At 59.9% G+C, this 18,553-nt stretch carries 20 protein-coding genes; 17 read left to right on the plus strand and 3 right to left on the minus strand.

Features of this window, described 5'->3' with window-relative positions; genetic code table 11:
* Positions 1 to 3 precede the first annotated feature (3 nt).
* The 12 genes from ACVDG9_RS26365 to ACVDG9_RS26420 all read left to right on the plus strand — a co-directional run bounded on the left by ACVDG9_RS26365 (position 4) and on the right by ACVDG9_RS26420 (position 11,327).
* Positions 4 to 1,062 (plus strand): ABC transporter ATP-binding protein, encoded by a 1,059-nt coding sequence (locus ACVDG9_RS26365; RefSeq protein ID WP_023001275.1) that lies wholly within the window; start codon positions 4 to 6, stop codon positions 1,060 to 1,062.
* Positions 1,063 to 1,114: 52 nt separating this feature from the next.
* Entirely contained in the window at positions 1,115 to 2,119 is a 1,005-nt protein-coding gene (locus tag ACVDG9_RS26370; RefSeq protein ID WP_447239386.1) for a LacI family DNA-binding transcriptional regulator, read from the plus strand.
* A 402-nt stretch (positions 2,120 to 2,521) separates the two neighbouring features.
* Entirely contained in the window at positions 2,522 to 3,502 is a 981-nt protein-coding gene (locus ACVDG9_RS26375; protein ID WP_077294552.1) for a TRAP transporter substrate-binding protein, read from the plus strand.
* Between the two features lie 25 nt (positions 3,503 to 3,527).
* Entirely contained in the window at positions 3,528 to 4,019 is a 492-nt protein-coding gene (locus ACVDG9_RS26380; protein ID WP_023001279.1) for a TRAP transporter small permease, read from the plus strand.
* A gap of 3 nt (positions 4,020 to 4,022) precedes the next feature.
* The gene (locus tag ACVDG9_RS26385) at positions 4,023 to 5,321 is read left to right on the plus strand and encodes a TRAP transporter large permease (RefSeq protein WP_023001280.1); all 1,299 of its coding nucleotides are present in this window, start codon (positions 4,023 to 4,025) and stop codon (positions 5,319 to 5,321) included.
* 121 nt (positions 5,322 to 5,442) lie between these two features.
* Positions 5,443 to 6,774: a histidinol dehydrogenase gene (gene hisD, locus ACVDG9_RS26390; protein ID WP_023001281.1), complete on the plus strand. Its 1,332-nt coding sequence runs from the start codon at positions 5,443 to 5,445 to the stop codon at positions 6,772 to 6,774.
* Entirely contained in the window at positions 6,771 to 7,535 is a 765-nt protein-coding gene (locus tag ACVDG9_RS26395) for an SDR family NAD(P)-dependent oxidoreductase (RefSeq protein ID WP_370197759.1), read from the plus strand. The genes hisD and ACVDG9_RS26395 overlap by 4 nt, the downstream gene beginning before the upstream one ends.
* Entirely contained in the window at positions 7,535 to 8,554 is a 1,020-nt protein-coding gene (locus tag ACVDG9_RS26400; protein ID WP_447239387.1) for a LacI family DNA-binding transcriptional regulator, read from the plus strand. The genes ACVDG9_RS26395 and ACVDG9_RS26400 overlap by 1 nt, the downstream gene beginning before the upstream one ends.
* A 131-nt stretch (positions 8,555 to 8,685) precedes the next feature.
* Entirely contained in the window at positions 8,686 to 9,648 is a 963-nt protein-coding gene (locus ACVDG9_RS26405; protein WP_168693727.1) for a cupin domain-containing protein, read from the plus strand.
* A 61-nt stretch (positions 9,649 to 9,709) separates the two neighbouring features.
* Entirely contained in the window at positions 9,710 to 10,408 is a 699-nt protein-coding gene (locus tag ACVDG9_RS26410) for an alpha/beta fold hydrolase (RefSeq protein WP_447239388.1), read from the plus strand.
* Between the two features lie 7 nt (positions 10,409 to 10,415).
* Positions 10,416 to 11,111 (plus strand): RraA family protein, encoded by a 696-nt coding sequence (locus ACVDG9_RS26415; RefSeq protein WP_168687592.1) that lies wholly within the window; start codon positions 10,416 to 10,418, stop codon positions 11,109 to 11,111.
* A gap of 48 nt (positions 11,112 to 11,159) precedes the next feature.
* Positions 11,160 to 11,327 carry a hypothetical protein gene (locus tag ACVDG9_RS26420; RefSeq protein WP_168687593.1) on the plus strand — a complete coding sequence of 56 codons (168 nt, stop codon included), beginning with the start codon at positions 11,160 to 11,162 and terminating at the stop codon, positions 11,325 to 11,327.
* 37 nt (positions 11,328 to 11,364) lie between these two features.
* Here ACVDG9_RS26420 and ACVDG9_RS26425 read toward each other — a convergent pair whose 3' ends face one another.
* Positions 11,365 to 12,294, minus strand: coding sequence for a LysR family transcriptional regulator (locus ACVDG9_RS26425; protein ID WP_447239389.1), 930 nt, complete (start codon positions 12,292 to 12,294; stop codon positions 11,365 to 11,367).
* Between the two features lie 134 nt (positions 12,295 to 12,428).
* On the opposite strand from ACVDG9_RS26425, the gene ACVDG9_RS26430 reads away from it, so the two are divergent.
* Together ACVDG9_RS26430 and ACVDG9_RS26435 are read left to right on the plus strand one after the other, a co-directional pair.
* The gene (locus ACVDG9_RS26430) at positions 12,429 to 12,758 is read left to right on the plus strand and encodes a nuclear transport factor 2 family protein (RefSeq protein ID WP_447239390.1); all 330 of its coding nucleotides are present in this window, start codon (positions 12,429 to 12,431) and stop codon (positions 12,756 to 12,758) included.
* The gene (locus tag ACVDG9_RS26435; protein ID WP_447239391.1) at positions 12,755 to 13,537 is read left to right on the plus strand and encodes an SDR family oxidoreductase; all 783 of its coding nucleotides are present in this window, start codon (positions 12,755 to 12,757) and stop codon (positions 13,535 to 13,537) included. The genes ACVDG9_RS26430 and ACVDG9_RS26435 overlap by 4 nt, the downstream gene beginning before the upstream one ends.
* An 18-nt stretch (positions 13,538 to 13,555) precedes the next feature.
* Here the strand turns inward: ACVDG9_RS26435 and ACVDG9_RS26440 are convergent, their stop codons facing one another.
* A complete protein-coding gene (locus ACVDG9_RS26440) occupies positions 13,556 to 14,026 on the minus strand; it encodes a MarR family winged helix-turn-helix transcriptional regulator (RefSeq protein ID WP_075283490.1) in 471 nt (156 codons plus the stop codon).
* A 140-nt stretch (positions 14,027 to 14,166) separates the two neighbouring features.
* Between ACVDG9_RS26440 and ACVDG9_RS26445 the strand changes: the two genes are divergently transcribed.
* Complete coding sequence (locus ACVDG9_RS26445) at positions 14,167 to 14,955, plus strand: alpha/beta fold hydrolase (RefSeq protein ID WP_447239392.1); 789 nt, start codon at positions 14,167 to 14,169, stop codon at positions 14,953 to 14,955.
* A gap of 30 nt (positions 14,956 to 14,985) precedes the next feature.
* Entirely contained in the window at positions 14,986 to 16,602 is a 1,617-nt protein-coding gene (locus ACVDG9_RS26450; protein ID WP_447239393.1) for a GMC family oxidoreductase, read from the plus strand.
* 279 nt (positions 16,603 to 16,881) lie between these two features.
* Here ACVDG9_RS26450 and ACVDG9_RS26455 read toward each other — a convergent pair whose 3' ends face one another.
* Complete coding sequence (locus ACVDG9_RS26455) at positions 16,882 to 17,511, minus strand: FMN-dependent NADH-azoreductase (RefSeq protein ID WP_447239394.1); 630 nt, start codon at positions 17,509 to 17,511, stop codon at positions 16,882 to 16,884.
* A gap of 111 nt (positions 17,512 to 17,622) precedes the next feature.
* Here ACVDG9_RS26455 and ACVDG9_RS26460 point away from each other — a divergent pair, with 111 nt between their 5' ends.
* The gene (locus ACVDG9_RS26460) at positions 17,623 to 18,540 is read left to right on the plus strand and encodes a LysR family transcriptional regulator (protein ID WP_447239395.1); all 918 of its coding nucleotides are present in this window, start codon (positions 17,623 to 17,625) and stop codon (positions 18,538 to 18,540) included.
* Positions 18,541 to 18,553 lie beyond the last annotated feature (13 nt).

Below are 18,553 nucleotides of genomic sequence, written 5' to 3' on the forward strand. Positions count from 1 at the left end.
TCCATGGCCGAGATCCAACTGAAAAATGTCACCAAACGCTGGGGCAATGTCTACGGCGTCAACAACTTCAACCTGCACATCGCCGACCGCGAGTTCCTGGTTCTGCTGGGGCCGTCCGGCTGCGGCAAGTCCACCACCATGCGCATGATCGCCGGTCTGGAAGACATCTCCGAAGGCGAGATCATCATCGGCGACCGGGTCGTGAACACTCTGGAACCCAAGGATCGCGACATCGCCATGGTGTTCCAGAGCTACGGCCTTTATCCCAACCTGACGGTCTACGAGAACATCCGCTTCCCGCTGAAAGTTCGCAAGGTGCCAAAGGACCAGCATGATGCCCGAGTAATGAAGGCGGCGGAAATGGTCGATCTGACCGACCTGCTCGACCGACGACCCGCAGAGCTATCCGGTGGCCAGAGGCAGCGCGTCGCTCTGGCACGTGCAATCGTCCGCGAGCCGACGGTGTTTCTCATGGACGAACCCCTGTCCAACCTGGACGCGAAGCTGCGCGTGTCGACCCGCGCCGAAATCAAGAACCTCCAGCACCGGCTGAAGACGACCACGATCTACGTTACCCACGACCAGATCGAGGCGATGACCCTTGCCGACCGGGTGGTGGTGATGAGCGGTGGCGTCATTCAGCAGGTAGCGACACCGACGGAGATCTATGACAACCCGGCCAACACTTTCGTGGCTTCCTTCATCGGCTCTCCGGCGATGAACCTGGTCAAGGGAGAGATTTCCGCCGGCGTATTTACGGCTCAGAACATCCGCGTAGAAGGTCTGCGCGGTGATATCTCCGGGCCGGTGACCCTGGGTTTCCGGGCCGAGGATGTGACCCTTGTCGACGGGGGAGGCGAGCTGTCGTCGACCGTTTTCGCCCTGGAACTTCTCGGCGACGCCTCCATGGTGGCCGTCGAGGCGGGTGGGGAACTGGTCAACCTGAAGGCCGCCAAGGACTTCCGCTCCGAAATCGGTGCGCCGATCAGCGCGCGGATCCCGATCGAATGCTGTCATCTGTTTGATGCGCAGGACGGCCGGCGGCTCACCGTGAAGGGGTGACAAGTTCGCGAAGCACGAGTACTCAGAACATGATAAAATCACGGAGGCCCGCTTGAACAGCAAACCGGTTACATCTGTAGACGTTGCGCGCAAGGCCGGCGTTAGCCAGTCCGCAGTCTCCAGATATTTTACCCCGGGCGCCTCCGTTTCCAAGAAGATGGCCGAGAAGATCCGCATCGCCGCGGACGAACTCGATTACCGGCCGAATGTTCTGGCAAGGGCGATGATCACCGGGAAAAGCCGGATCATCGGCCTGATCGTCTACTACTTCGAGAACCAGTTCTATCCCGAAGCGGTTGAAAAGCTTTCGATCGCGCTTCAGGAAAACGGCTACCATGTCCTCCTGTTCATGGCATCGAACACCATCAATGATGTCGAGCCCGTCATCCAGGAAATCATGGGTTACAGGGTCGACGGCATCATCATGGTATCTGTGTCCGTTTCCTCGACGCTGGCGGAGCGGTGCCGGGACCTCGACATCCCGGTGCTTCTGTTCAACCGCGATCAGCCGAAGGACAATCTGCGCGCGGTGACCAGCGACAATCGCCTTGGCGGCGAGCTGGCGGCAAAAGCGCTTCTGCGTGGACAGCCGAAACGCGTTGCCCTGCTTGCCGGCTTCTCCGGAGCCTCGACGCAGATTGATCGCGAAGCCGGGTTCATGGCTGTGCTGCAGGAAGCAGGCGTTGAACTGCACTCCCGAGCGGACGGAAACTATCACTACACGGATGCCGCCGATGCAGCCCGCCAGCTTTTCGACGTGCCCGATCAGCCCGATGCTGTCTTTGTCGCCGACGACCACATGGCGCTTGCAGCCCTGGACGTAATCCGCTTCGAGTTCAAACTGAAAGTTCCCGAGGACGTAGCCATGGTCGGCTTTGACGACATCCCGCAAGCCGCCTGGCCTTCGTTCAACCTCACCACGATCCGGCAGCCCATCAACCAGATGGTCTCGGCGGCAGTCGCCATGCTGGTCGATGCGATAGAGGAGGGGAATACGGACGTCCGCAAGGTCCGAATTCCGCCTGTCGAGGTCATCCGCGGCACGACCCGAAGCTAGTATTCCCGAACAGAACGCTTACCAGCTGCGACCGCTGTGCGGCCGACGCCTGTTCGCCAAGGCCTTGGCGTGTCACTTGTCGGAAAACTCCGCTTGCAAGCGTTTTCACAAATTTTGCAAAAATATTTTTTTGCCTGCCTCAAATCGCGAATTTTTCGATCGTTTTCCAACAATTTAGAACGTATTTTGTGGGGTTTTTTCGCCCCTAAAATTTTGGGAACGTTTGCAAAATCTCTTGCGAACTGACTCAATTCGGCGTAGGAACCGGGTCAAGGGCCGGGTCGCAGGCATACGGAGGTGCCGCGATCGTGTTCCGGGGAGGAGCCGGTGGGACTGCAGCTTGCAAGCGTTCCCAAATGCCGGTTCTCCCGTTTTCAATTTCGCTTCTCGGGAGGGAACAGAATGAAAGTCGCCGTTTGGGCTGCAACAGCCGCACTTGCATTTGTCACACAGGCAGCAGCCGATACGACCATCCGCATCGGCCATGCCACGCCTGAGGTCTCGCCTGTCCACCAGGCTCTGAGCTACTTCGAGGAAGAACTCGAAAAGCGCTCCAATGGCACCATCCAGGTAGAGATCTTTCCGGGTGGCCAGCTCGGCAGCGTCAAGGAAATGACCGACCTGGTCCAGTCCGGCAACATCACCATGACCACGGGTGCGTCGGTTCATCTGAGCTCGACTGTCGATCAGTTGGCCGTGCTCGACCAGTTCCTTCTCTTCAAGGACGAAGAGACCGCGCGCAGCCTTCTGGACGGCGACGCCGGCAAGACCATCTCTGCAGCCATGGAAGACCGTGGGCTCAAGAACATGGGCTTCATGGAACTCGGGTTCCGCAGCTTCACCAACTCCCGTGCACCGCTCGACAGCTACGAAGCCTTCGAAGGCCTGCGCATGCGCTCGGCAGACAACCCGATCGCCATCAAGGCCTGGCGGTCGGTTGGCGCCGTTCCGGTGCCGCTGGCGTGGGGAGAGATCTATTCCTCATTGCAGCAGGGTCTGATCGATGGCCAGGAAAGCGCCCTGAGCTCGATGATCATCGAGCGTTTCTTCGAGGTGCAGAAATACGTTTCCCTGACCGGTCACATCTATTGGCCGGAACTCTGGATGGCCAATCTTGACTGGTACAACGACCTGGACGAAGCCGACCGCACGCTCATCGACGAAGTTGCAGTGGAAACCGTCAAGAAGCAGCGCGAGCTGACCGCGGCCGCCAATGCCGAAACCCTGGCCAAACTCAAGGAAGCCGGGCTCGAAGTGAACGAGCTGCCGGAGGCCGACAAGAAGCGCCTCGGCGAAACAATGAACGCCGCCATCGAAGGCGACATTCGCGCCAAGGTCGGCGACTCCTTCTACGACACCTTCATGCAGGCCGTCGCGCAGTAAGCGAACCAGGGGAGGAGAAGGCAAAATGCGGTTTCTCGAAAAATGGTTCGAGCCGGCGGTGATCGTCTCGATGCTGGGCATGATCATCATTCTGGTCTTCGCGGACGTGATTGCGCGGCTTGCCTTCTCCACCTCGATAGCTGTGGCGAACGAACTCGCCCGGTTTTCCTTCGTCTACATGATCTACTTCGGCGTGAGTTACGCAATCCGCGAGCGCCGGCACATGCGTGTCACGGTTCTGATCGATGTCATGCCGAAGGCACTGCGCCACTGGATGTTCGTGCTCTCCGAGGTGATCTTCCTGATCTATTCCGTCGTCGTTTGCTGGCTCGGTGTCGTGATCACGCAGCAATCCATCGACCGCGGCAAGATCCTGAGCTCCACCGAGTGGCCTCAAGCCGTGCTTTACGCGGCGATCATCTTTTCCGGTGCCCTGAGCAGCCTGCGTCTTTTGCAATCCATCAAGGCTGCCGTCGTTGATGGCGACACGCGCCTCGGCCCCCAGACGGATATCTGAGCCATGACGACAGCCATTCTCTTCGGAAGCTTCCTGTTGCTGTTGCTCATCGGTGTACCGATCGGCATTGCGCTCGGTGCCGCGAGCATGCTCGCAATCCTCTATATTCCGTTCCTCAGCCTCGACATGTATGCCCTCGGGCTGGTCTCGGCCATCGACAGCTTCACGCTCATCGCGGTGGTGCTGTTCACCCTGGCCGGCAGCCTGATGGCCGAGGGAGGCATTTCCAAACGCCTGATCGCCGTTGCGGACCATGCCTTCGGCGGCATGCCCGGCGATCTGGGCACCGTGACGATCATGTCCTGCCTGTTCTTTGCGGCCATCTCCGGAACAGGATCCGCGACGGTGGCGGCCATCGGCCTCGCCATGATCCCGGCTCTGGTCGATCGCGGCTACGACCGGGCCTATGCAGGCGCCATGGTGGCCTCCGCAGGCGGGCTTGGCGTCATGATCCCGCCGTCGGTGGTGATGATCGTCTATGCGGTCTCTTCCGGCGTCTCGGTGACGGCTCTCTTCATGGCCGGCATCGTTCCGGGCTTCGTGATCGCGCTGACCCTGATCGGCTACAACGTGATACAGCGTCGCTCCGGAAACCAGGGTGCGGGCAACCCGGTACCGCCAACCCGCACCGGCAGTCTCTGGGCCGCCCTTTGGGATGCGAAGCTCGCCCTCGCCATGCCGCCTGTTGTTCTCGGCAGCATCTATTCCGGCATGGTGACACCGACCGAAAGTTCCGCCGTCGCCGTCGTCTATGCCCTGATCGTGAGCTGCTTCGTCTATCGGGAGCTTCCGCTGTCCGCCGTTCCGAAGATGATGCTGGAAGCAGCGTTGCTGGTCTCCGCCGTGCTCGTCATCATCGGTGCGTCCTACGCCTTCGGCCGCATCATTGCTCTGGAGCGTATCCCGTCCGATCTCGCCCAGCTCGTGCTGTCGCTGACCCAGAGCAAGGTGGTGGTGATGCTGGCCGCGATCGTCCTGCTTCTGATCGTCGGCACCTTCCTGGAAACACTGGCGGCAATCGTCATCCTGACACCTGTCCTTCTGCCGATCATGCTGAAACTCGGCGTGGATCCGGTTCACTTCGGCATCGTCATGGTCGTGGCGCTTGCCATCGGCTTCGTGACACCGCCGCTCGGAGCGAACCTGTTCATGGCCGCCGCTGTCGGCAAGATCCGGTTCGAGGACATCGCCCGCAGGATCTTTCCCTGGGTGGTGACGATGATCTTCGCGCTCCTGCTGATCGCTTTCATTCCCGTCCTGTCCCTTGGACTGCCAGAACTGTTCCTGGGCTACGGGCGCTAAACCTTCGGCGGGCAACCCGCTGAACCACACAACAGCGGCATTTCGGCCGCATTCGAAAGATGACGACGGACGATGCGGTTTCGCCGCGCAGAAAGTCGCCGGGAAAACTGAGGAACCTGAAATGACTGTCGAGTATCTGAAGAAAGGGAAGCCCGAAGCGGACCGTGTCGAGGACGACGCCAAGGTGCGCGCCGTTGTCGAGGCAACCCTGAAGGATATCGAGGAACGCGGCGATGCTGCCGTGCGCGACCTCAGCGAAAAATTCGACAAGTATTCCCCGGCATCCTACCGCCTGTCGCAAGAGGAGATCGACGGCCTGATCGCCCAGCTGACCGAGCAGGAACTGTCCGATATCAAATTCGCCCAGGCGCAAGTGGTCAATTTCGCAAAGGCCCAACGCGACAGCATGCTGGATATCGAGGTCGAGACGCTGCCGGGCGTCATTCTCGGCCACCGCAACCTGCCGGTTCAGTCCGTCGGCTGCTACGTGCCGGGCGGCAAGTTTCCGATGGTGGCCTCCGCACATATGTCCGTCGCAACAGCGAAGGTCGCCGGCGTTCCGCGCATCGTTGCCTGCACTCCGCCGTTCGACGGCAAACCAAATCCCGCCGTGATCGCGGCCATGCACCTTGGCGGCGCGGACGAAATCTACGTGCTGGGCGGCATTCAGGCCGTCGGCGCGATGGCCATCGGCACGGAAACCATCGAGCCGGTGCACATGCTGGTTGGTCCGGGCAACGCCTTTGTTGCGGAAGCCAAGCGTCAGCTCTTCGGCCGCGTCGGCATCGATCTTTTTGCCGGACCGACGGAAACCATGGTGATCGCCGATGAAAGCGCAGCAGACGCGGAACTCTGCGCGACGGATCTGCTCGGCCAGGCCGAACACGGCTACAACAGCCCCTGCGTGCTGCTGACCAACAGCCGCAGGCTGGCGGAAGAAACCATGGCCGAAGTCGAACGGCTTCTCGCCATTCTGCCGACAGCGGGCACCGCCCGCGTGAGCTGGGAAGAATACGGCGAGGTGATCGTCTGCGACACCTACGAGGAAATGCTGAAGGTCGCCGACGACATTGCTTCCGAACATGTTCAGGTCATGACCGACCGCGACGACTGGTTCCTAGAAAACATGACCTGTTATGGCGCGTTGTTCCTCGGGCCGCGGACAAATGTCTCCAACGGTGACAAGGTCATCGGCACCAACCACACGCTGCCAACCAAGAAGGCCGGCCGCTACACCGGCGGACTTTGGGTCGGCAAGTTCCTGAAAACCCACAGCTATCAGAAGGTCATGACCGACGAAGCAGCGGCCAGTATCGGTGCTTATGGCTCGCGCCTGTGCATGCTGGAAGGTTTTGTCGGCCACGCCGAGCAGTGCAACGTCCGCGTTCGCCGCTATGGCGGTGTCAACGTCCCCTATGGTGAGGCCGCACCGGTTCTGGAGAAGGCCGAATGAGCCTTCCGCGCACCCCGTCCTTTCGTCTTGATGGCCGGCGCGCCCTCGTAACAGGTGCGTCCTCCGGCATCGGCAGGGCGTGCGCTGTCGCGCTTGCGGAAGCCGGGGCGGCAGTAACACTGGCAGCCCGGCGGGCCGCGCCGCTTCAGGTCCTTCAGGCAGAAATGCAGGCCGAAGGCATGCAGGCGGACGTTTTGGTCCTCGACATGGCAGATCGTGAAGCGCTTGAAAAAGCCCTCGCCGACCTGCCGGCCTTTGACGTTGTCGTGAACTCCGCCGGCATGGCGCGCCATGGTCCTGCGCTGGAAACCCGGCCCGAAGACTTCGATGCAGTGATCGACCTGAATTTCCGGGCAGCCTATTTTCTCGCAGCCCTGGCCGCAGGCCGGCTGGCAGCCGAAGGCAAGCCGGGTTCGATCATCAACATCTCGTCCCAGATGGGCCATGTTGGCGGCATCGACCGCGCCGTCTATTCAGCTTCCAAGCACGCAATCGAAGGCATGACCAAATCGATGGCGATCGAGTGGGGGCCGAAGGGGATCCGCATCAATTCCATCTGCCCGACCTTCATTCGCACCCCGCTGACCGAGAAGACCTTCGAGAACCCCGAACGGCGCAAGTGGATCGAGGAGAAGATCAAGCTTGGCAGGGTAGGCGAAGTCGAGGATATCATGGGCGCGGTCGTCTACCTCGCCTCGGACGCATCCTCCCTGGTGACCGGAACGGCATTGCTGGTCGATGGAGGTTGGACGGCGGACTGATGAGCAAGGAAAAGGTCACACTCAGCGAAGTCGCAAAGCTGGCAGGGGTTTCCCAGTCGGCAGTCAGCCGTGCATTCACGCCGGGCTCCAGCGTCTCGCAGAAGACCCGCGACCGCATCGAGGCGGCAGCCGAGGAACTCGGATACCGACCGAACCCGATCGCGCGGGCGATGATTACCGGCAGAAGCCGCATCATCGGCCTCGTCGTGGCCTACCTTGAAAACCAGTTCTATCCGCTCGCAATCGAGCGTCTCAGCCGGGCCTTGCAGGCCAGGGGCTATCACATCCTGATCTTTCTGGCGGAGAACCAGGAGGACGATGTTACTCGCGTGGTCGACGAATTGCTCGATTACCGCGTCGACGGCATCATCACGGCCTCTGTTGCGATCACCAACGACCTGACCACACGCTGCGAGGACGCCGGCATCCCGATCGTCATGTTCAATCGCGGTCAGGACGACAACCGCCTGTCGTCGGTAACCTCCGACAACCTTGCAGGCGGCCGGACCGTCGCCAACTTCCTGGTCGCCTGCGGACATGAACGGATCGCCCATATCGCCGGTTGGCAGGGATCTTCGACCGGGCGCGACCGCGCACGCGGCTTCACTGAGGCGCTTACCGAACACGGCCGCGAACCCTGCGCCGTGCTCGACGGCAAATACAGCACTGAGGTGGCGCGTCAGCTTGCGCGTGAGCTCTTCGGTTCAGCGGACAGACCGGACGCGGTATTCGTCGGCAACGACCATATGGCACTTCCCGTGATGGACGTTCTGCGTTTCGAACTGGGGCTTTCCGTACCGGGCGACGTCGCTGTGGTCGGCTACGATGATGTGCCCGTCGCAGGCTGGCCGACCTATGACCTGACGACAGTTCGCCAGTCGGTGAACCGGATGGTCGAGGCAACAGTCGAGACATTGCTTGGCCGCGTCGAGGGACATACAGAGCCCACGCGCATCCTGATCCCGGGCGATTTGATCCAGCGCGGCTCCACGCGCAAGCTGGACCCGTTCGGCACATGAGGACACCCCTTCAGGCCGAGGAACGGCATCACACCTATCTGCAGAGCTTGAGATCACGGCGGCTGAACAACCACCCGCCGAACCGGCTGCTGGCCGCCCTACACTGACCAGATTTCTCAAGGATATTCGACATGAGTTCGATCAACGATCGCATCGTTCGCTACGGTGAACTGAAGCCGTGCAAGACTGCCTTCATCGACGCCCATACGCCTGGCTCGAACCAGAAGGAAAACTTCACCATCATCGGCGGCGGGGTTTCGGAAAGTCCCGACCAGCACGTCCACATCACCGACAAGGTCGGCTTCAATATCGGTGCCGCGGGACAGCCGCCGCATTGCCGCAACTCGCTTCACAACCACACCACAGCCGAAGTCTTCTTCGTGCTGAAGGGACGCTGGCGCTTCTTCTGGGGCCGCTATGGCACGGCCGGCGAATTCGTTGCCGAGGAAGGCGACATCTTCAACATTCCGACCGGGATTTTTCGCGGGTTCGAGAACATCGGCACCGACTACGGAATGATCATGGCGATCCTTGGCGGCGATGATGCCGGCGGCGGCGTGACATGGGCACCTCAGGTGATCGAGGACGCGCGGGAACACGGTCTCATCCTTGGGGAGAACGGAGTCCTCTACGACAGCAAGAAGGGCCAGACCCTGCCGCACAACGTGTCGCCGATGCCGCTTCTGACCGACGAAGAGCTGAAGGCTTTCCCGGAAACGCCGGTGGAGGACGTGGTCCGCGACTATGTTGCCCGCTACTGGGACCTGATGGCGCTGGCAGCGAAAAAGCCGGCCAAGGTGATCGGCGAGAACGCTCTCCTGAAAGACAAGCCCGGTTTCGAGGTCGAGTTCCTGACGCGCGGCTCACTCTCCAGCGACACCATCACACCGGAGAAGCCGACAGTGCTGATGCCGATGCGTGGCCACTGGGCGCTAAGCTGGAGCGGCGGTCAAACCGTGCTCAACCCAGGCGACACCGCCCTGATGCTCGCCGGAGAGACTTACTCGCTTGAGCCGTCGATGACCGGTGAGGCATCGCTCTACCGGGTTGTCGCCACAGATGATCCCGCTGGCCTGACCTGGACCGGGAACTGACACCTGGCAGCCGGCGAGGCTCTCCGGTCTCGCCGGCTGCCTTCTTGAAAAGGAAGTGGCCATGACGCGTCTCCCGCTCGTCCTGATCCCCGGCATGATGTGCGATGCCCGGCTCTACGAGCCGCAGATCGCTGCCTTTTCCGGGTCGCGTGCACTGCATCTTGCTCCGATCTGCAACGAGGACAATGTCGAGGCCCTGGCGGCGGCGATCCTTTCCGGTGCACCGCAACGCTTTGCGCTCGCGGGCCTTTCCATGGGCGGGATCGTCGCCATGGAGGTCGTGAGGCAGGCGCCCGAACGTGTGGAGCGTCTGGCACTACTCGACACCAATCCGCGTGCCGAACCGGACACGGTGAAGGAAAAGCGGGCGCCACAAATGGCGGCGGTCCGCGCAGGTGGGCTCTCGGACGTCATGCGCCTCGAGGTCATTCCAAATTTCGCACATGACAGGTCGACCGCCGCCGACCTCGAGAGCCTTGCGCTTGACATGGCCGAAAGCCTCGGACCCGAGGTCTTCCTGCGCCAGTCGAAAGCGCTGATTGACCGCCCGTCACAGACCGAAACGCTGCGCGCCTACAAGGGCAAGGCTCTGGTCCTGACCGGCGAGAGCGACAGGCTCTGCCCCCTTGATCGGCATACACAGATGGCCGAACTGCTTCAGAACTCGGTTCTGGAAATCATCGAACAAGCCGGTCACCTGACGACACTGGAACAGCCTGCGGCAACGAACGCCGCACTCGGACGATGGCTTGAGGACTAGGATTAGAATGGATCAGGAACTTCTGGAACTGCTGAAACGCGTGGATACGCCGACGGTCTGCAATGCCATCGAGGTTGTCGAGGGCAAGCGCGGCTTCAATGGCTTCACACGAGGCACCATGCTGTGCAGCGCACCGGAGGGTGGCGCCATGGTGGGCTATGCCTCAACGGCCAAGATCGCCGCACTCGAACCACCCACAGAGCCTGCGGACGTCATCCGCGCCCGCCGCATGGAATACTACCGGCGCATGGCCGAGGCTCCCAAACCCTCGATAGCCGTCATCGAGGACGTGGATTTCCCGCATTGCATCGGGGCCTACTGGGGCGAGGTGAATACTTCGATCCACAAGGCTTTCGGCATGTCCGGTGCGCTCACCAACGGGGTCATGCGCGACCTCGGCGATATGGCAGAAGGATTTCCGGTGGTCGCGGGTTCCATCGGCCCCAGCCACGGGTTCGTGCATGTTCGCGAGTTGGGCACGCCTGTCAGCATCTTTGGGTTGACTGTCCAGGATGGTGACCTGGTCCACGCCGACCGTCATGGCGCCGTGGTCATTCCAGTGGAGGTCATACCCGGCCTTAAAGAAGGTATTGCGAAGCTCTTTGCCTCGGAAAAGATCGTTCTGGAAGCCACTGCAAAAGGAGCGATGGACTTTGCCGCCTTCGAGAAGGTCTGGAAGGCTTTCGAAGCTGCCCGCGTCTAAGGACACGGGCACAGCAAAGAGGACACGAAACAGGCTAATTGCTTTAGCTTGAAGTTCATTCTTTGCCTGTTGCCCGGTGGCCCCGGACTGGCTCAGACCGCGCTCGTATTAGCCGTCGAGATCGCGTTCGGACAGAATGCGATCGACCGGTCCAACGCCATCATCAAGGCATGGCCTGATCGTCAGAAACGTTCAGTTGCCGCTGATCGGCTGTAGCTGAAACCGCACGACACTTTCCAGAAACGGCAGTGGCTCATTGCTCAGCCGGAAATAGATCTCTTCGCGTGGCTGCCTTGCCAAGTTCCCGTGCCATATTGACGAAAGCCCGGAAGGCAGCCGAAGGGTTTTTACGCCCGGGATAATAGAGACACAGCGGCGACGTTGGCGGGGTCCAATCCTGCAGGACCCGTTCAAGTCGCCCGGCAGCGATGTCGTCGCGCACGTTGGCTTCCATGAAAAACCCGATCCCGATCCCGTCGAGAACGGCCATTCGTGCAAGCGAAGCTTCATCAAGTGTAATCGGACCCTCCACGTCGATCAGGAGGGCATTGCCATCCTTCTCGAAATGCCAGCGATAAAGCGCACCGTTTGGCAGCCGGACACGGATGCATTGGTGAGCCAGAAGATCGGGTGGTGCGGCCGGCCTCCCATGTTTTTCTAGGTAGGCGGGGGTGGCGACCACGGCAAAGCTGCGAGGCGCCCCCAGCGGCACAGCGATCATGTCACTTGGCACCAGGTCGGCGGTTCGGATTCCCAAATCGAACCCTTCGGCGACGATATCGACGATCCGGCCTTCGGTGACGAGATCGATGTGAACCTGTGGGTAGCGCTGCACGAACGCCAGAACAAGTGGCGCAAACACTTCCCGGGCAGCTGTTGCGAAAGCATTGATGCGCAATGTCCCCGAAGGCGTGTCCTGTTGCGAGCGCACGGCAGCCATTGCGTCCTGGATGTCACGCAGTGCGGGGGACACCTGTTCGACGAAGGTTCGACCGGCATCCGTCAACGAGACACTTCGCGTGGTGCGATTGAACAGGCGAACGCCGAGTTGCCGCTCTATCTTGCCAATAAGATTGCTGAGCGCCGTCGTCGACAGCCCGAGTTCGAGCGCCGCTGCACGGAAAGACCCTCGATTGGCGATGGCCAGAACCGCTTCAAGTTCTCCCAGGATCTGACGTGACATTGTTCCGATTTTCGTGATGTTACATCCATCTTTATCCCAATTATCGCGATTAAGGTCCAGCCATATATTTCGACCATCGACGCCGGAACACACCGCTGTTCCGGCTGGACCATCACCAGAAACGGAGATGTCAGATGGATATCCGGTTACCAGGACCGATTGAGGCCTATTTCGAAGCTGACGGAAACAGGAATGCCGATGCCGTCGCTGATTGTTTCAGCGAAGACGCGGTCGTCAAGGACGAGAAAAACGTGCATGCGGGACGCACCGCGATCCGCCGATGGAAGGCGGAAGCTTCAACAAAGTACTCCTACACGGTCGAGCCTTTCGCAATCGAGGTGGAAGGAAATCGCAAGGTGGTGACGGGCCACGTTGCCGGGAACTTTCCCGGCAGCCCGGTCGACCTGAGGTATTTTTTCCGCCTGACGGGCGAAAAGATTGCTGAACTGGAGATTCTGCCGTGAGCAAGTTCCTCAGTCTTGAAGGCAAACGGGCGCTTGTCACGTCCGGAACGCGAGGCGCAGGAGCTGCGACGGTCAGACTATTCCGGGAACTCGGGGCCGAAGTGCTGACAAGCGCCCGGACCAGACCGGACAGGCTTGAAGATGGCGTCCAGTTCGTCGCGGCAGACCTGACCACGACCGAAGGCTGCGATGACCTTGCCGCCGCTGTCCGGGAAAGGCTGGGAGGCGTGGACATCATTGTTCATATGCTCGGCGGTTCCTCTGCTCCGGGAGGCGGGTATGTCGCCCTGACGGACGCCGAGTGGCATAACGAGCTCTATCTCAATCTCTTTCCTGCCGTTCGTCTGGACCGGCAACTCGTGCCGGACATGGTTGAACGGGGAAGTGGTGTCGTCATCCACGTTTCGTCGATCCAGAGGGAACTGCCGTTGCCTGAATCAACAACCGCCTATGCATCGGCAAAGGCAGCGCTGTCCACCTACAGCAAGGCCCTGTCGAAAGAAGTCTCGCCAAGGGGCGTGCGTGTGCTGCGTGTATCGCCCGGGTGGATTGAGACGGAAGCGTCGGTACGCCTTGCCGACCGTCTCGCCAAGCAGGCAGGCACCGATTACGAGGGCGGCAAGAAGATGATCATGGAGGCGCTTGGCGGAATACCGATCGGTCGCCCGACAAAACCGGAAGAGGTCGCGAACCTGATTGCGTTCGTGGCGTCCGACCGCGCGGCCACGATCACCGGCACCGAATACGTCATTGACGGGGGCACCATACCGACAACGTAGACATGACGAACGTGCGGATCAGGCGGGAGTGCCCCACCCGCCGATCTGAGAATAGATCGTGTCGCGAAGATTTCGGATGTTCTTGTTGAGACTCGCGAGGTCTTCGGGGCTTTGCATCGAAGCCGTCAGCAGAGCCTCGCCAAGGCATCCTGCCCTGGACTGAAGCGCACGGCCCTTGTCGGTCAAGGCCACGACAACCTGTCGCTCGTTGTTTGGATTTCGGGTTCTTTGCAGCAGTCCCGCCGTTTCGAGACGCTTGAGAAGCGGCGTGAGTGTACTGGATTCCAACGCCAGGGTCTCGGCGATTGCCCCGACTGTCTTCTGGTCGTCGCGCCAGAGAACATTGAGAACGAGATACTGCGGATAGGTCACCCCGAGCTCGTCAAGAAGGGGTTTGTAGACGCGCTGAATGGCAATCCCTGCCGAATAGATCGCGTAGCAGAGTTGATCGTCCAAAGGCGGTGGACTGTTCTTCCGGTCATTCGTCATGCACTGCTCCTTTGCCCCCGTATATCAAACCACATCACGAGAAACAATATCGCGATAACATTTCTCTTGACCTGAAAATTCGATCCCTATAATCACTCTTATCGCGATAACTGTTATCGCTATTTGTTTGGAGAAGAGCTATGAAGACCAAGACGAAAATGTTTGTTCTGGCGGCTGCCGCCGCTGCCGTCATCGGACTGAAGTCCGCGAATGCGTCAGACACCATTCCGACGGATCAGACTGTCAGGAATGTTGTGCTTGTTCACGGCGCTTTTGCGGATGGCTCCGGCTGGCGCGGCGTCTATGACGAACTGACAACACGTGGATACCGGGTCACCATCGTCCAGAACCCGCTGACATCTCTGGAAGACGATGTTGCGGCCACCAAACGCGCATTGGACCGGCAGGACGGCCCGGCCATACTTGTCGGGCATTCCTGGGGCGGCACGGTCATTACCGAAGCGGGGGTCGACCAGAAGGTTGCCGGGTTGGTCTATGTCTCGGCGCTTTCACCGGATGCCGGCGAAACGACAGCTCAACAATATGATGGATTTCCAGCGGCTTCCGAGTTCGTCATCGACACTTCGGAAGACGATTTCGCCTATGTCGACCGGGAAAAATTCAAATCCGGCTTTGCCCATGACGTCAGCGACGCGGACGCCGCTTTCATGCGGGATTCTCAAGTTCCCCTCAACTTGGCAGCGTTTGGCACGAAGCTGAAGAATGCCGCGTGGCGCTCCAAGCCGAGTTGGGCGGTGATTGCAACCGAAGACAAGGCATTCGACCAGGCCATGCTGATCCACATGGCGGAACGTATCGGCGCAAAGATCACGAAGGTCTCTGCCAGCCACGCTCTCTTCATGACCCGGCCGAAGGTCGTCGCCGACACGATCGACGAAGCCGCACAAACGGTCTCGAGCCAGCATTAAACAACACAAGCATCGATAGAGGTCGAACACATGGACAAGACCATGCAGCTCGAAAAGACAAATGCCGAATTCGATTTCATCGTATGCGGTGCAGGTTCCAGCGGGTCGGTTGTCGCAGCCAGATTGGCCGAAGACGGCAATGCCAGGGTTCTGCTCCTTGAGGCTGGAGGCGACGATCTCGCCGAAAGTGTCATGGAACCGGCTCAATGGCCGTTGAACCTTGGCAGTGACCGTGATTGGGGCTTCGTTGGTGAACCAACACCTGGACTCGCCGGCCGCCGTCTTCCCTTAAGCATGGGCAAGGGGCTTGGTGGTGGTTCAAGCATCAATGTCATGGTGTGGGCCCGGGGCCACAAGGAAGACTGGAACCATTTCGCCGCAGAATCCGGCGACGAAGCCTGGGGATACCAGTCCGTGCTCGGATACTACCGCCGTATTGAAGACTGGCGCGGAACACCGGATCCTTTGCGAAGGGGATCCGGCGGCCCCGTCCACGTCGCGCAACCTGACAGTCCAAAGCCGGTTGCCAGGGCACTTCTCGACGCGGCGGAGCTGATTGGTGTTCCCGTCTTCGACACGCCCAACGGCGAGATGATGGAAAGTGCCGGCGGTGCATCGATCGCGGAACTGAGGATCCGCAACGGCAAGCGGGAGTCGGTCTTCCGGTCCTACACCCACAAGATGATGGTGCAACCAAACCTGACTGTGTTGACCAATGCGTTGGTCACGCGGCTCCTATTTGAGGGAAAGAAGGTGATCGGCGTCGAAGCTTTGGTCGACGGCGAAGTTCGGCAGTTCCGCGCGCGATATGAAACAGTGCTGTCACTCGGCGCTGTTAACACACCCAAGGTTCTGATGCAGTCGGGCATCGGTCCCGAGGATGAACTGCGGGTTCACGGGATCCCCGTTGTCCAGCATCTTCCCGGCGTTGGCCGCAATCATCAGGATCACATCGCGTTTGGGTGTACCTGGGCGTACCGCAAACCTGAGGAGGTCGGCGGTGGCGGCTGTGAAGCGACCCTCTACTGGAAGAGCAATTCCGGTCTTCAGCAACCCGATATCCTTCAGTGCCAGCTTGAGTTTGCCGTGCCCAGCCCTGTTGAAACGGACCTGGAAACACCTGAGCACGGCTGGACGATGTTTGCCGGGCTTGCACAGCCGAAAAGCCGGGGACGGCTGCGTCTATCCGGGCCGGATGCCCTCGACCCTATGCTCATAGAACCCAACTCCTTGAGTGAGCCGGAAGATCTGACGGCTGCATTGGCGGCAGTGGAACTATGCCGTGAGGCGGGAAACAGTGAAGCCTTCACACCGCTGGTCAAAACCGAGACGGCACCGCGGTCCCGAAACAAGTCAGGCATGATCGACTTCATCCGGAAATCCGCTGTCACCTACTGGCATCAATCCTGTACGGCCAAGATGGGGCGGGACAGCATGGCGGTGGTTGATAATCAGCTCAAGGTGTATGGCATCGAGGGACTTCGGCTGGCCGACGCCTCGATCATGCCGCGTATCACGACCGGCAATACGATGGCTCCATGTGTCGTCATCGGAGAGCGGGCGGCGGATATGATCCGGCTCCAGCACGGGTTGTCTGATGCGGCCGACACCGACCATCGACACGTCCAAGGGACTTTTAATCTCTGATTGAAACATGGTCTGGACGCGGCGGCGGCCTCCGCTGCGTCCACCTTTATTGATCACTCGCCAAACTGAGCCGATCTTCATCTCGGGTAGGGCATGAAGGGACAGGTGTTTCCGAATGTGGATGCAGAAATCCGAACAGGAGAGACCAAACAGTCTTGCAGACGTTCGCTCACAACGGAAACCCCGCCCTCTGACATAGACAGGGGCGGGAGTAGGGGACGACGGTGTTGAAAAATGCGAGCTTCGCTATCGCAACCGACGAAGTGCGCTGCAAGGATGTCAGGCAGCCACCAGCTGCAAGTCGTCAACCACCTCATTGGCTGCCTTCTTGGCTGCGGCGATGGCCTCTTCCTGGAAAGAGGCACCGAAGGCAAGTTTCTCGGCGCGAATGAAAGTGACGTCCGTGATGCCGATGAAGCCGAGCAAGGTGCGCAGGTGAGGTTCCTGGGCATCCATCAGCTGCGCCGGTCCTTCGCTGTAGAGGCCGCCTCGTGTCAAGACGACGATAGCACGCTTGCCTTTCAGGAGCCCTTCCGGACCTGCGTCGCTATAGGAAAAGGTTACTCCGGCGCGCAGCACGTAGTCGAACCAGGCTTTCAGCGTCGACGGAATGCCGAAGTTGTACATGGGCGCACCGATGACCAGCAGGTCGGCCGCTTTCAACTCGGCAATGAGTTCGTCGGAGAGGGCCTGCGCGTTTGCCTGCACTTCGTTTTCAGCTTCGGGAACACGCAAGGCAACCGTGGAATCCTGCGTCAGGTGCGGCACGGGATTGCTTCCCAGATCGCGGGCAATGACCTTGCTTTTGCCGTTCTTGAGACGCAACTGGTTTACGATGTGGGTGGTAAGCTGGTTGGATACGGAGGCATCGCCCAGAACACTGCTTGTCAGTACGAGAACTTTAGACATTGATTGTACGTCCTGCTTTTCATGTAAGAAATTCAGTCGTCAACTTGGTTCCCGGATGCCTTTTCCGGAACCGTCATTTTCCGAACCAGATTGTTGCTCTGAGAGGAACGCATGATTGATCTGGACGATATGCGATGCTTCATCGAAGTCGTGGAATGCGGCAGCCTGAGCGCGGCTGCGACGCGACTCGGCATCTCGAAATCCATCGTCAGCCGCAGAATTGCGAGGATTGAAGACCTGCTCGGCACCCGTCTACTGGATCGGACGACCCGCGGCATTGCCCCCACGGAGGCTGGCCAGGAATTCAAATCCAGAAGCGAGGATCTTCTGGCCAACTATGAAGACACGCTAGAAGCAATCTCCGAGCACTCGAACGAAATCGTCGGAGAATTGCGACTGTCCGTCCCTCTTGCCTTCGGGACAAGACATCTTGGCCCGATCCTCGGATCTCTGGCCTGTCGTCACCCGCGGTTGAAAGTGGATGCCTCGTTTTCTGACCGGGTTGTCGATCTGATCGGCGAGCGGTTCGATGCTGCGATCCGAATTGGGAAGTTGCGCGATTCCAGCTACGTCGCTCGCAAGATCGCACCGATCAACTCGATCGTCGTCGCCAGCCCGACCTATCTGAAGCAATATGGTACACCGCAAACGCCTGAAGACCTGACGGCCCACGAATGCCTCATTTACACAGCTGCGCTTTCACCGGACTGGATCTTCCACAGTGGCAACGGGAACATCTCTGTACGCCCCTCGGGACGTCTGCGCACTGACAACGGAGACATAACCGTAGCCTGGGCGGTTGCGGGGCTTGGAATTGCTCACGCGCCCCTGTTTCTCGTCAACGATGCGGTTGAGCGTGGTGACCTTGTTCCCTTGCTGCTTGACTATCCAACACCTGAAGTCGGTCTTTACGTACTCCGCCCCCCTGGCGCGAATACACCCCGGAAGGTCAGAGTCCTGATTGACGCGCTCGTCGAAACCTTTTCCGGCAAGCTGGAATGGAAAGGCTGGACCAGTCCGTCTGCATAAAACGACATGGGCC

It is taken from the genome of Roseibium sp. RP-7 (assembly GCF_053005225.1).

Coding starts and splice junctions, on each gene's coding strand:
- ACVDG9_RS26365 (WP_023001275.1), top strand. CDS start 4: ATGGCCGAGATCCAACTGAAAAATGTCACCAAACGCTGGGGCAATGTC.
- ACVDG9_RS26375 (WP_077294552.1), top strand. CDS start 2,522: ATGAAAGTCGCCGTTTGGGCTGCAACAGCCGCACTTGCATTTGTCACA.
- ACVDG9_RS26380 (WP_023001279.1), top strand. CDS start 3,528: ATGCGGTTTCTCGAAAAATGGTTCGAGCCGGCGGTGATCGTCTCGATG.
- ACVDG9_RS26385 (WP_023001280.1), top strand. CDS start 4,023: ATGACGACAGCCATTCTCTTCGGAAGCTTCCTGTTGCTGTTGCTCATC.
- hisD (WP_023001281.1), top strand. CDS start 5,443: ATGACTGTCGAGTATCTGAAGAAAGGGAAGCCCGAAGCGGACCGTGTC.
- ACVDG9_RS26395 (WP_370197759.1), top strand. CDS start 6,771: ATGAGCCTTCCGCGCACCCCGTCCTTTCGTCTTGATGGCCGGCGCGCC.
- ACVDG9_RS26400 (WP_447239387.1), top strand. CDS start 7,535: ATGAGCAAGGAAAAGGTCACACTCAGCGAAGTCGCAAAGCTGGCAGGG.
- ACVDG9_RS26405 (WP_168693727.1), top strand. CDS start 8,686: ATGAGTTCGATCAACGATCGCATCGTTCGCTACGGTGAACTGAAGCCG.
- ACVDG9_RS26410 (WP_447239388.1), top strand. CDS start 9,710: ATGACGCGTCTCCCGCTCGTCCTGATCCCCGGCATGATGTGCGATGCC.
- ACVDG9_RS26415 (WP_168687592.1), top strand. CDS start 10,416: ATGGATCAGGAACTTCTGGAACTGCTGAAACGCGTGGATACGCCGACG.
- ACVDG9_RS26425 (WP_447239389.1), bottom strand. CDS start 12,294: ATGTCACGTCAGATCCTGGGAGAACTTGAAGCGGTTCTGGCCATCGCC.
- ACVDG9_RS26430 (WP_447239390.1), top strand. CDS start 12,429: ATGGATATCCGGTTACCAGGACCGATTGAGGCCTATTTCGAAGCTGAC.
- ACVDG9_RS26440 (WP_075283490.1), bottom strand. CDS start 14,026: ATGACGAATGACCGGAAGAACAGTCCACCGCCTTTGGACGATCAACTC.
- ACVDG9_RS26445 (WP_447239392.1), top strand. CDS start 14,167: ATGAAGACCAAGACGAAAATGTTTGTTCTGGCGGCTGCCGCCGCTGCC.
- ACVDG9_RS26450 (WP_447239393.1), top strand. CDS start 14,986: ATGGACAAGACCATGCAGCTCGAAAAGACAAATGCCGAATTCGATTTC.
- ACVDG9_RS26455 (WP_447239394.1), bottom strand. CDS start 17,511: ATGTCTAAAGTTCTCGTACTGACAAGCAGTGTTCTGGGCGATGCCTCC.
- ACVDG9_RS26460 (WP_447239395.1), top strand. CDS start 17,623: ATGATTGATCTGGACGATATGCGATGCTTCATCGAAGTCGTGGAATGC.